The organism is Bacillus sp. BPN334 (assembly GCF_008368885.1).
Classification (GTDB): domain Bacteria; phylum Bacillota; class Bacilli; order Bacillales; family Bacillaceae_G; genus Bacillus_A; species Bacillus_A wiedmannii.
In genome coordinates, this window is the sequence record NZ_QOZW01000007.1 from 126,892 (window position 1) to 138,852 (window position 11,961).

13 protein-coding genes are annotated in these 11,961 nt (G+C 36.0%); 5 read left to right on the forward strand and 8 right to left on the reverse strand.

The features are described from left to right. Positions 1 to 35: 35 nt before the first annotated feature. On the reverse strand, positions 36 to 2,759 hold the full coding sequence (acnA, locus tag DN393_RS11430; protein WP_149173505.1) for an aconitate hydratase AcnA: 2,724 nt from the start codon (positions 2,757 to 2,759) through the stop codon (positions 36 to 38). A gap of 290 nt (positions 2,760 to 3,049) precedes the next feature. Between acnA and sspO the strand changes: the two genes are divergently transcribed. After that, entirely contained in the window at positions 3,050 to 3,199 is a 150-nt protein-coding gene (sspO, locus tag DN393_RS11435; RefSeq protein WP_000518050.1) for a small acid-soluble spore protein O, read from the forward strand. 41 nt (positions 3,200 to 3,240) lie between these two features. On the opposite strand, the gene pdaB is transcribed toward sspO, so the two are convergent. Both pdaB and DN393_RS11445 read right to left on the reverse strand, forming a co-directional pair. Beyond that, the gene (gene pdaB / locus DN393_RS11440; protein ID WP_149173506.1) at positions 3,241 to 3,966 is read right to left on the reverse strand and encodes a polysaccharide deacetylase family sporulation protein PdaB; all 726 of its coding nucleotides are present in this window, start codon (positions 3,964 to 3,966) and stop codon (positions 3,241 to 3,243) included. Between the two features lie 46 nt (positions 3,967 to 4,012). Continuing rightward, positions 4,013 to 4,276, reverse strand: a complete 264-nt coding sequence (locus DN393_RS11445; RefSeq protein ID WP_149173507.1) for a hypothetical protein — start codon at positions 4,274 to 4,276, stop codon at positions 4,013 to 4,015. A 121-nt stretch (positions 4,277 to 4,397) separates the two neighbouring features. On the opposite strand from DN393_RS11445, the gene DN393_RS11450 reads away from it, so the two are divergent. Together DN393_RS11450 and DN393_RS11455 are read left to right on the forward strand one after the other, a co-directional pair. Further along, complete coding sequence (locus DN393_RS11450; RefSeq protein WP_000517650.1) at positions 4,398 to 4,520, forward strand: small acid-soluble spore protein P; 123 nt, start codon at positions 4,398 to 4,400, stop codon at positions 4,518 to 4,520. Positions 4,521 to 4,644: 124 nt separating this feature from the next. Then, a complete protein-coding gene (locus DN393_RS11455; protein ID WP_142313059.1) occupies positions 4,645 to 5,031 on the forward strand; it encodes an Hsp20/alpha crystallin family protein in 387 nt (128 codons plus the stop codon). A 93-nt stretch (positions 5,032 to 5,124) separates the two neighbouring features. On the opposite strand, the gene DN393_RS11460 is transcribed toward DN393_RS11455, so the two are convergent. After that, positions 5,125 to 6,363, reverse strand: coding sequence for an MDR family MFS transporter (locus tag DN393_RS11460; protein WP_064477046.1), 1,239 nt, complete (start codon positions 6,361 to 6,363; stop codon positions 5,125 to 5,127). A 67-nt stretch (positions 6,364 to 6,430) separates the two neighbouring features. Further along, positions 6,431 to 6,838: a hypothetical protein gene (locus tag DN393_RS11465; RefSeq protein WP_064476985.1), complete on the reverse strand. Its 408-nt coding sequence runs from the start codon at positions 6,836 to 6,838 to the stop codon at positions 6,431 to 6,433. Positions 6,839 to 6,975: 137 nt separating this feature from the next. Between DN393_RS11465 and DN393_RS11470 the strand changes: the two genes are divergently transcribed. Continuing rightward, the gene (locus DN393_RS11470; protein ID WP_148666413.1) at positions 6,976 to 8,178 is read left to right on the forward strand and encodes an alanyl-tRNA editing protein; all 1,203 of its coding nucleotides are present in this window, start codon (positions 6,976 to 6,978) and stop codon (positions 8,176 to 8,178) included. A 44-nt stretch (positions 8,179 to 8,222) separates the two neighbouring features. Here the strand turns inward: DN393_RS11470 and DN393_RS11475 are convergent, their stop codons facing one another. Beyond that, positions 8,223 to 8,666: an NUDIX hydrolase gene (locus tag DN393_RS11475; protein ID WP_064476987.1), complete on the reverse strand. Its 444-nt coding sequence runs from the start codon at positions 8,664 to 8,666 to the stop codon at positions 8,223 to 8,225. Positions 8,667 to 8,770: 104 nt separating this feature from the next. On the opposite strand from DN393_RS11475, the gene DN393_RS11480 reads away from it, so the two are divergent. Then, positions 8,771 to 9,343: a DUF6434 domain-containing protein gene (locus tag DN393_RS11480; protein ID WP_149173508.1), complete on the forward strand. Its 573-nt coding sequence runs from the start codon at positions 8,771 to 8,773 to the stop codon at positions 9,341 to 9,343. A 15-nt stretch (positions 9,344 to 9,358) separates the two neighbouring features. Here the strand turns inward: DN393_RS11480 and DN393_RS11485 are convergent, their stop codons facing one another. Both DN393_RS11485 and DN393_RS11490 read right to left on the reverse strand, forming a co-directional pair. Next, entirely contained in the window at positions 9,359 to 10,450 is a 1,092-nt protein-coding gene (locus DN393_RS11485; protein ID WP_064476989.1) for an acetyl-CoA C-acyltransferase, read from the reverse strand. Beyond that, positions 10,443 to 11,906 carry an acyl-CoA synthetase gene (locus tag DN393_RS11490; RefSeq protein WP_149173509.1) on the reverse strand — a complete coding sequence of 488 codons (1,464 nt, stop codon included), beginning with the start codon at positions 11,904 to 11,906 and terminating at the stop codon, positions 10,443 to 10,445. Before DN393_RS11490 ends, DN393_RS11485 begins: the two co-directional genes overlap by 8 nt. Positions 11,907 to 11,961 lie beyond the last annotated feature (55 nt).

Here is an 11,961-nt window from a genome sequence, read left to right on the forward strand (position 1 = left end):
CAGTTGTTAGCTTCCTTATCGTTCATTTCAATTATTTAGTTCGACACTTTTGACTCTTCAATTTTCTCACGAAGAACCATTTGTAGAATACCACCGTGACGGTAGTAGTCAATTTCTACTTCACTATCGAAACGAGCTACTACTTCAAATTGTTTTTCGTTGCCATCTGCATCAGTTGCAACTACTTTTACAAGATCGCGTGGTCTAACTGTTTTGTCAATTTGAATTTCAAATGACTCGTTACCAACAAGGCCTAATGTTTCAGCGCTTTCGCCATCTTTAAATTGAAGTGGTAATACGCCCATTAATACTAGGTTACTACGGTGAATACGCTCGAAGCTTTCTGCGATTACTGCTTTAATACCTAATAAGTTTGTACCTTTCGCAGCCCAGTCACGAGAACTTCCCATACCGTAATCTTTACCAGCAACAACTAGAAGACCTGTGCCATCTTCTTTATATTTCATAGCAGCTTCATAGATTGATGTTACTTCACCAGTTGGCCAATATGTTGTGTATCCGCCTTCTGTTCCTGGTGCGATTTGGTTTTTAATACGGATGTTCGCGAATGTACCACGCATCATAACTTCGTGGTTACCACGACGAGAACCGTAAGAGTTAAAGTCAACTGGTTGTACGCCGTTTTCTAATAAGTAGCGTCCAGCTGGTGTATGCTTACCAATTGAACCTGCTGGTGAAATATGGTCTGTCGTTACAGAATCTCCAAATTTACCAACTATGCGTAAATCTGATAATGTTTCAACTTCACCTGGTTCTTTAGATAATCCTTCAAAGAACGGTGGGTTTTGAATATAAGTTGAATCATTATCCCAAGTATATAAAGCTTCGTTTGAAGTTTGGATTTCATTCCAACGCTCATTGCTGTTAAATACTTGTGCATATTCTTTCTTGAACAGTTCAGATGTAACAACGCTTTGAACTACATCTTCAATTTCTTTAGCTGATGGCCAAATGTCGTTGAAGTAAACAGCATTGCCATTTGCATCTTTACCGATTGCATCATTTTTCAGGTCAATATCAACAGTACCTGCAAGTGCATATGCCACAACAAGTGGTGGTGATGCTAAGTAGTTTGCTTTTACAAGTGGATGAATACGACCTTCAAAGTTACGGTTACCAGATAAAACAGATGTTACTAATAAATCGTTTGCTGCGATTGCTTCTTCTAATTCCTCTGCTAACGGACCAGAGTTACCGATACAAGTCGTACAACCGTAACCAACTGTTTGGAAACCTAATTGATCTAAATATGTTGTTAAACCTGATTTATCTAAGTACTCAGTAACAACTTTAGATCCTGGTGCTAATGATGTTTTTACGTACTCAGGTACTACAAGCCCTTTTTCAATTGCTTTCTTCGCAACTAGACCTGCCCCAATTAATACGTATGGGTTTGATGTATTTGTACAGCTTGTAATTGCAGCGATTGCAATTGCACCTGTCTTCATCGTTACTTCTTTATCTTCTAATGTAACCTTCACTTCTTTATCGAACTCTTGCTCATTAAATCCAAGTCCTTGTGTTCCAACTGGTGCTAAAACAGCTTTATGGAACGCATCTTTCATATCTGAAAGTGGAATTAAATCTTGTGGGCGTTTCGGTCCAGAAAGGTTAGATTCGATTGTATTTAAATCAATTTCAACAAGATCAGTGTAAATTGGATCTTTGCTGTCTGCTGTATAGAATAAACCATTTGCTTTACAGTATTCTTCAACAATGCGAATTTGCTCTTCATCTCTACCTGTTAAACGTAAGTATTCTAATGAAATATCGTCAATTGGGAAGAATCCACAAGTTGCACCGTATTCTGGTGCCATGTTTGAAATTGTTGCACGGTCAGCTAAAGGCATGCTCTTTAGTCCATTACCGAAGAACTCAACGAATTTACCAACTACACCTTTTTGACGTAATACTTGTGTTACTTTTAATGCAACATCAGTTGCTGTAGTACCACTTGGAAGTGTACCAGTTAATTTCACACCAATTACTTCAGGTAATGGGAAGTATGAAGGCTGTCCAAGCATTCCTGCTTCTGCTTCAATACCACCAACGCCCCATCCAAGAACGCCGATACCGTTAATCATTGTTGTATGTGAGTCTGTTCCAACTAATGAATCTGGGTATGCAACTAAATCACCTTCAGCATTTTTCACAGCATGAACAACTGGTGCTAAATATTCAAGGTTTACTTGGTGTACAATACCTGTAGCTGGTGGCACTGCGCGATAGTTATCAAATGATTTTTGTGCCCAGCTTAAAAATTTATAACGTTCTTCATTGCGTTTAAACTCTAAGTCCATGTTGAATGCAAGCGCGTCTGCCGTACCCGCTCTATCAACCTGTACAGAGTGGTCAATTACAAGGTCTACAGTAATTTCTGGATTAATTTTATCAGGATCCCCGCCCATATCTGCCATTGCTTTACGAAGCGAAGCCAAATCTACAACGGCTGGAACACCAGTGAAATCTTGTAAAATTACACGAGATGGTTTAAATGGAACATCGATATCTTGCACATCTTTCGTTCCCCATTTCGCTAAATTTGTAACATGTTCTTCTGTAATTACACGTCCGTCTACTTGACGAAGTACGGATTCAAGTAAAACTTTCACGGAATATGGTAATTGAGATACGTTGCCAACCCCTGCGTTTTCAAGCGCTTTCAAATCATAATAATGATACGTTTTTTCATCTACTTCAAAAGTTGCACGTGATTGAAATGGATTATGTTTGACCATTATGTTTCCCCCCTGTTAAACGTGACTAAGTTGTCTGAATATAAAATGTAGACAAACTTTTCAATACCTTACGATAATATCTTATTACAACTTTCTAAATAAGTAAATAATAAGAAACTTATAGATTATCATAAGTTTTCTTTATGTTTCTAAATTTGAATAGTGTTCACGCTCCTTATGAATACTATTACCATAAAGTAAAGTGCTCTATTAGTGCTTTACTTACAGTTCATACATACTATGAACTGCTCATCATTCAACATACAAAAAAGTTATAGAGGTGAAATAAAATGGGTAAAAGAAAAGCAAATCATACTATTTCAGGAATGAATGCTGCATCTGCACAAGGACAAGCAACTGGTTACAATGAAGAATTTGCAAACGAGCCTTTAACTCCAGCAGAGCGACAAAATAATAAAAAACGTAAAAAGAACCAGTAACGAAAAATCCCAAAAGGTCCATTTTCCTTTTGGGATTCTTTCTAATGTTTATAACGTAGTAATTCCGAAACCGTTACAAATCGATAGCCTTGCTTTTTCAGCTCAGGTAAAATTTTTGCTAATGCTGCTACTGTTTGACTACGATCATTTCCTCCATCATGTAACAATACGATATCTCCACTTTTAGCATGTTTCACTACATGATTTACAATGGATTCAACCCCTGGATTTGCCCAATCACGCGGGTCTTGATGCCACGACCATAGAACCGTTTGATAACCCGCTTCTTTCGCGGTTTTAAATACAGCATCGTTAATATATCCGCCAGGAGGACGGAATAGTAAAGGTTCTTTCACCCATTTTTTAAAATATTTCTTTCCATCTAAAATATCATTTTCTAATTTTTCATCTGATGAATTACTCGCATACAAATGGTTCATCGTATGATTTCCAATTTCATGTCCCTCTTTTAACACTTGTTTCACTAAATATGGATTACGCTGCACTCGAAATCCAATCATAAAAAAAGTCGCTTCTGCTTTATATTGACGTAATAAATGTAAAACTTGTGTTGTATAAGTCGGATCTGGTCCATCATCAAATGTAATGGCAATAACCTTTTCATTATTAGGTACTTCCCATGTCACATAGCCAGTTGGTTCCAGCTCTTTTCTGAGCAACATTTTCGCTTCCACTTTTTCAACTTGAAATATATGTACTGCGCATAATAAATAAAAAACGAATAGAAAAATTTTCTGTTTTCGCATAATGTTCATTGAAGTAATAAGGTTGTCGAATACACAACAACCTCATTTACTTTTCTAATTGATCTACATTTCGAATAATGTTTTGGAGATTATTTTCGTATTGCTCAAGTTGTGGGCGTTGTGTTTCCGAAGCTACTTCTAACGCATTTTGAATCTGTTCATACGCCTCCTGAACCTCTTGGCGTAACTCTTTTAAATCATGACCGTAGTTTGAATCATTTTTTACAATGTTGTTAAATGCATGTTCTGCTTGTGTAACCCCTTGCTGCGCTGCTTGAAAAGCTTGTTGTTTATCTTTATGATATGGCATTATATAATCCCCTTTCCATAATAGTTGGTCCCATTTATCTTTACCTTTTTTTCTAAAAACATTCTCGTATAAATTTGCAAACTTCTCTCATTCTAAAGAGAAAGAGGAGGTGTCACATACAATGGGAAAAAACAATCGTGAAGCGAAAGAAAAAAAAGGACAACCTGAACCATTAAGCGGATCTCATAAAGTAAAAAACCGTAACCATTCACGCCAAAAAAATCATGCACATCATGATATGTAAAACAAAAGGCTCACACTAGCTACCTTTATCACATACAATGTTTATATTTTTACATTTATTCTTCACCCCTACTTCATTCATGCATAACATAGTATGAATTGAGATTTTACGGAGGGTGTCTTACATGGGCAAGAAAAAGAAGGATTGTCTTTTTCATGTTGATGGTTTCGAAGAATGGATGGATCAATTTTGTTCTGATTCTTGTAGTAACTTTAGTTTCCCAAATCAAATTCATATCGACCTTTGCGAAACTGAACAAGAATACATTTTGGAAACAGATGTGTTAAATGTATCCGAACAAAATGTAGTCATTAAAAAGATGGAGACAGGCCTAAACATTTGCATACTTCATAATAATAGTTCTTTACAGCGGATCATTCCTTTACCCGCTACTATTATTTATAAGAAGATGCTAGCCTGCTTAGAGAATGGATATTTAGCCATTCATATTTCCAAAAACGAAGTTGCTAATAAACATGAAGAAAAAGTTCTTTTTCAAATTGAGAAGTAAAATAAAGTAAAGCTTTAACCAATGGGAGTTTTACTGCCCGTTAATAGCGGGATAAATACAAAAATAAGCCCCAGTCATCTGCTGGGGCTTATTTTATTTCGCATGTAATTCTAAATTACAATTTCTATCATGCTTTTTTTTCAATAAACCTTTTGTAACTAAAAGTACAGGAAATGCTACAGTTGAAAATATAGCTAATGCTGAAAATACTACAAACCCATTTTGATATCCGTAATAATCGAGAAGTACGCCCCCAAGCCATGGACCAATTACTGCTCCAATTCCTGAGAATCCCATCGCTCCAAAATATGTTCCTTTTAAATGCGAAACAGCTATATCATCTATAAACACATCCGTCATTGAAAACATGAGAACTTCTCCAATTGTAAAAATAATTGTGCAGACGGCAGCACCTAGCGTAGATTCTACTATTCCAAACCCAAACAATCCTCCGCTCACAAATAAGGTTCCCACCATAATAGATACTAACGGTGTATACTTTTTACATATTTGAATAACAGGGTATTGAATTACGACTACAACAATCGCATTTAAAGCTAACATATACGAAAACAATGTCACTCCATCCTGAAATATATGCGCATTTGCAAAATATTGAGATACTGTTGTCGTTAAGTGAGAAAAACCACAATTACTCAAAATAATACCAACTAATGCAACTAAAAATACGACATCCTTTCGCAATATACGAACTGCATTCAACATTGTGACAGGCTTTTTTGTATTTACTTTCTTTTTTTCAATTGGATACTTCTTAAATTGGAACGCTAATATAGCTGTATATAGAATATATACTCCAGCTGCTACTAAAAAAGGAATTGTTGATTTTGCGCTTCCAATCTGTAATCCGACAAGAGGACCAATCGCCACTCCAACATTGATTGCACCGTAACGCAAATTATATACGAGTAAACGATACTCTGGTTTCGTTAAATCTGATAATAATGCTCTTGAAGTCGGTTCAAAAAAAGACCGACATAATCCATTCAGAGCATTTAATAAAAAGAAACTTAAAACATGATTTGCAAACGAAAAGCCTATAAATACAAACACCCAAACAATCATGGACCATATTATAATCATGTTTCGACCGAATCGATCCGATAAATTCCCTCCAATAAAACTAGCAAACACTCCAACAAGTGCACTCGTTCCGATAATAGCACCCGTCATTCCAGCTGATACACCTTTAACAGTCGTTAAATAAATTGCTAAAAAAGGAATGCTCATTGACGTGGCGAACCTCGCAAATAAAGTCCCTATTATAATTGTCATTCCTAACGGATGAATATTTTGTAACTTCCCCTTCATCACTAAACCTACTCTCCCCGTTCTTACATAAAAAAAGAAAGCAAAGGATCTGCTTTCTCTTCCCTTTTTATACTTGAGCTGTTGATACTCGAGCTGTTCTCGTTATATCCATATCTATGCCATATGTAAACTGTAATTCTTTACAAACATCTTTAATTAAAATTGTGACATTATACTTCTCATTAAATTGTAAAACGATATTTTCTACTTCTTCATATGTATACTTATATTCCCCTGTAATGACACTTTTTAAATCAAAGCATTCATTTATACAAAGTTGCACAAGTAGCTGGTCATATTTCTCTATTACATCTTCTTTCTTCCACAGTAACTCTTTTACATATAACCGATCAAACTTCACACTTTCTCGATTACAATCCGTTAAAATCCGGGTCATTTCATTTAATTCTCGATACAATTCAGAAATATTTTTGCTTAAACTAAGAAGTTTATCTACGCCGTTTTCATATAACATATTCATTCCACCCCCGCATTTTCTTTTTCTTATTATAGCAAGAAAATTCTAAAAATAGTTTCTTTCTTCTGAAATATTAGGAAACTAATTTCAATTGCTTTACAATGAAACTAGTGAACGCGAAAGGGGAAAGAAAATTGGAGCAAAAATTATATTACACTGACGCTTATAAGCAAGACTTTACTACAAAAATTATAAAGCAAGATTATGATAAAGACGGTAACTTATACGTCGTTTTAAACGAGACCGCATTTTATCCGACAGGTGGCGGACAACCGCATGATACTGGCACATTAAATGATATCGATGTAATCAATGTAGAAGAGATCCATGGGGAAATTCGTCACTTCATTGTAGAAAAATTACATACAGAAGAAGTAGAAGGTAAAATCAATTGGGAGCGCCGTTTTGATCATATGCAGCAACATGCGGCTCAGCACATTTTATCTGCTGCTTTTTGGGACCATTTTAACATACCTACGATTGGATTCCACCTTGGTAAAGAAACGGTAACAATTGATTTAGAAATAGAAAATCTTCATACAGAAACGGTTGAAAAAGCAATAAACATTGCCAACAAAATTGTTTTCGAAAACCATCAAATCCATATCGAGTGGATGAACTTAGAAAAAGCGAAAACATTCCCCCTTCGTAAAGAACCGACTATAACAGAAAATATACGTGTTGTTATAATTGAGAACTTCGACTACAACGGCTGTGGCGGAACGCATCCGAAACGTACAGGTGAAGTAGGTCCTATTCAAGTACTAGGGTGGGAGCGCAATAAAGGTGGCATACGATTAACATTTATCGCTGGTTGGCGCACACTAAATTTAATGGGCAAACAACAACAAATTATGAAAGATGTTTCTAAACAATTAAACAGTAGCGAGAGTGATATCCCAGCAAAAGTAGCACAACTTCTTACTTCTCAAAAAGAAAATGAAAAAGCAATACAAACAATGAATGAAAAATTATTATTTGCAGAGGCAAATGAACTACTTCAACAGCCTTTAAAAATACACGCTGGCATACTTATTTCTAAAGTATTTACAAATCGTTCTATGCAAGAAATCGCAAAGCTTTCTGCTAGTATTACAGAACAACAAGAGCATGCCATTACATATTTCGTTATCGAAAATGATGACAAACTACAATGCATCCTCGCTTGCGGAAAAACAGTCACACTTGATATGAACGCACTTTTAAAAGATTCTCTTCCTGCAATTGAAGGAAAAGGTGGCGGAAATAAAAAGAGTGCGCGCGGCGGCGGGAAAGCGCTTATGACTGGGGACGAGTTTTTAAATCAACTTATTTCTTCTATACAGTCAGCAGTGTAAAACATGTTTATGAAGGATAGCTAACTGCTATCCTTCAACTATATTTACAGGCCTATATTTTGTTTCAAGCCTTGATAACTCCCTGCACTTGCAAAACCTTCACTTATAAGAGTGATAAAAGTTTCCGAAAAACCATATTGACTTAAATCTTTAATCGGTACCATTTGCACATCATGAATCGGATTATGATCAAACTCGTTAGAAGGTAGCGTAATTTCACCTTCAATCTTTTCAAGCAGAAACGTAATATGCAATAAAGATGGGCTAGCATCCGGTTTATCACAAACATAGAGTAGCTTCTTAATTTTAACTTCTAACCCTGTTTCTTCTCTCATTTCTCGACTCATCGCTTCTTCTAACGTTTCACCATTCTCTACCCTTCCCCCAGGTAAAGACCAATTGCGACTAGCAACTTTTTGCTTTACTAGCAATACTTTTTCATCTTCAATTAAAATTCCCGTAACACGAACTTGCATTACATTTTCCATATGTAATCCCCTCTTCCCATTATATTTACAAATTAATCCTTCCACAAAAAGAACATACGTTTTATAATTAAAGAAAATTATGGAAGAAAGAAGTTGTTACATCTATGCGTCCACCCTTAACAAAACCTATATCACTTGAAGATTTCCAAAACTATTATTGGTTAAAAGCAGAACTCCAAACGTTTTGCCGTGAGCATGGTTTGCCAGCTAGTGGCTCTAAGATTGAAATAACTGAGCGTATCTCACATTATTTAACTACTGGTAAAATATTAAAAAACAGCTCTGGTCAAAAGGTGAGTAAAGCTTCTCTCTCTTATAAAGAACTTTCTCTTCAAACGATTATTACTAACAATCACCGCTGTAGCGAAGATGTTCGTGCTTTTTTCAAAGAAAAAATCGGAGCAAACTTCCACTTTACAGTAGCTCTCCAAAAATTTTTTAAAGAGAATGTCGGAAAAACATATGAAGACGCGATAACGTTTTGGTATGAAGAAAACGAACGAAAAAAAGATCCTATTTATAAAACAACTATCAGCGCACAGTTTGAATACAATCGCTTTACTCGCGACTTTTTCGAAGATCCAAATAACAAAGGGAAATCAAAAACTGATGCTATCGCTGCTTGGAATGAAATAAAAGCAAAACCTGGTAGCAATGCTTATGTTCCTCAAAAGTAGAAAACTAGTTCTTTTCTAGTCTTCTACTTTTTCAAATAATAGCGCTAACCCTATTCCACCACCAATTCCTAACGTCGCAATTCCATATTTCATATACTCCCTTTGTGCCTGATAAAACAATCGTGTTACGAGCATAGCACCAGATGCACCGTACGGATGACCGAGCGCAATTGCTCCACCATTGACATTTAATTTTTCATACGGAATTTGTAACGTCTTTGCACAAGCAACAACTTTTGAAGCGAACGCTTCATTTATTTCAAAATAATCGATGTCCTCTACTTTTACATTCATTTCGTTTAATAATTTGTTTACCGCAAATATCGGACCAGTTCCCGGAAGATTTGGATTTACTCCCACTACAGCACTATGAACGAAACGAAGAACAGGCTTGTATCCTAATTTTCGTGCTTGCCCCTCTTTCATTACAAGAACGGCACATGCTCCATCATTTACACCGCACGAATTACCTGCCGTTACTGTACCATTTTGTAAAAATGCGGGCTTTGTTCTTTTAATCATTCTTTCATAATTCATTTCTCGTTTTATAGCTTCGTCAAAAGATCCATTAAACGAAAGTATCTCATCTTGTAAATATCCATTCTCTAATGCTTGCAGTGCCCGTTTATAACTAAGGCAAGCATACTCGTCTTGCATTTCTCGCGTTATATTATAACGCTCTGCAACATATTCAGCCGCCACTCCCATATTAGGATCACCAATTGTTTCTGGTGAAAATCGCGCTCTATTTTGAAAAGGTGATGTACTTGTACTCTCTACTCCTCCTGCAATATAACAATTACCTGCGCCACCTTGAATGAAATGACATGCAGTACGAATCGCTTCCAATCCGGCACCACATTGCCGGTCAATCGTTACACCAGGAATATGATAGCCAAGTCCTGCTTCTAAAGCAGATAATCTCGCAACATTCCCTCCCGGCCCCACAATATTCCCTAATATGACATCGTCTATTTCTCTCTCAATTCCTTTACTTAAAAACGTAAGAAGCGGCGTTACTAATTGCTGAACTTCATAATCTTTCAACATCCCATTCTTCTTACCAATAGGTGTCCTTTTTGCTTCTACAATAACCGCTCTATTCATATATTTTCTCCAGGTTTTCAATCATATTTTTTGCTGCAATACGAGCGATTTTCCCGCTATTTGTATACGGTATTTCATCTACAAAATGCCATTCTTTCGGTATTTTAAACGAGGACAATCGTTGTAAGCAAAAACTTTTTAATTGTTGCTTCGTAGCACTTCCTTTTACGATGGCGACAGGTTTTTCACCCCAATAACTATCTTTCACGCCAACTACAACTATTTCATCAACAGCTGTATGTTCATGTAATACACTTTCTATTTCTTCTGGGAAAATATTAATTCCTCCAAATAAAATCATATTCTTCTCTCTACCTACTATATATATAAAGCCTTCTTCATCTTCATAACCTACATCTCGCACTGTCATCCAGCCATCCGCAGTCAACTCTGGAACTAAAACCTTATCCAATATGTAGCCCATAAAAAACTGATCACTTTTCACATAAACAGTTCCTATCTCGCCTTTCTGTACTTCTTCTCCTGCTTCGTTACATATTCGAACTTGCACATTGTGACAAGGTTTTCCTACTGAATTTGGCCTTCTATCACTCTCTTCATCAACTAGTGCTGTTACAAAACTTAGTTCCGATGCACCGTAAAATTCATATTTTTGCGCATAAGGAAATATACTCTTTATTTTTTCTTTCGCTTCAGCTTCCCATTTCGCTCCTGACGAAATAATTTTCATTCCATTTTCTATTACTCTATTTTCTTTATATAAAGATTCTAGCATTGTCGGAACTGTATACATGACCGAAACGTGTTCCGTTTCTAACTTATCCAGCACTTGATCTGGAATAAACTTTTTCATAATATGCACCGTTTGCCCTACATATAATGCACTTATTGCACCGTATAAAAAAAGAGAATGAACGAGCGTCCCAGCTATTAAAATAGAATCTTCTTTTTTCATATGGAAGTCATGTATATTGCAATCAAAACTATGAACCCACGATTGTTGTGCACGTAAAAATGCTTTTGCCTTTCCAGTCGATCCTGATGTAAATCCCATATAAAACGGAGCATTTTGTACACTTTCTACAGGATTATATGTAGGAAGATAGTTCTCTATCATTCTTTTCCACTCATCAATTTCAATTACTCTTCCTTCTTCATCCGGTAGATCATTTACCTTATATCGCTCTGTCACAATCATAGCCGGGTTACTGATCGCAATTCTTTCTTTGAGCTCATCCTCTTTCCACTTTATATCTAACGGCACACAAACCCATCCGGCCATAGCAGCACCAGCAAATAGTTGTAAAAACTCCATACTATTTTCTAATACAATTGCTATCGTTTTATTCTGCGATTCTTTTTCATTCAACCAGTTTGCTACTTTACATACTGACTCAAACCATTCTTTAAATGTTAATACTCGATCATTTTCCTTTATTGCTATTTTATTTGTTTGTAAAGAGGCATACTTTTTATATTCTTTTGTAATCCCCATTTGAGACGTCCTTTCTTTACAAAATAATAAAAAGAAACACGCAATGAACGTGTTT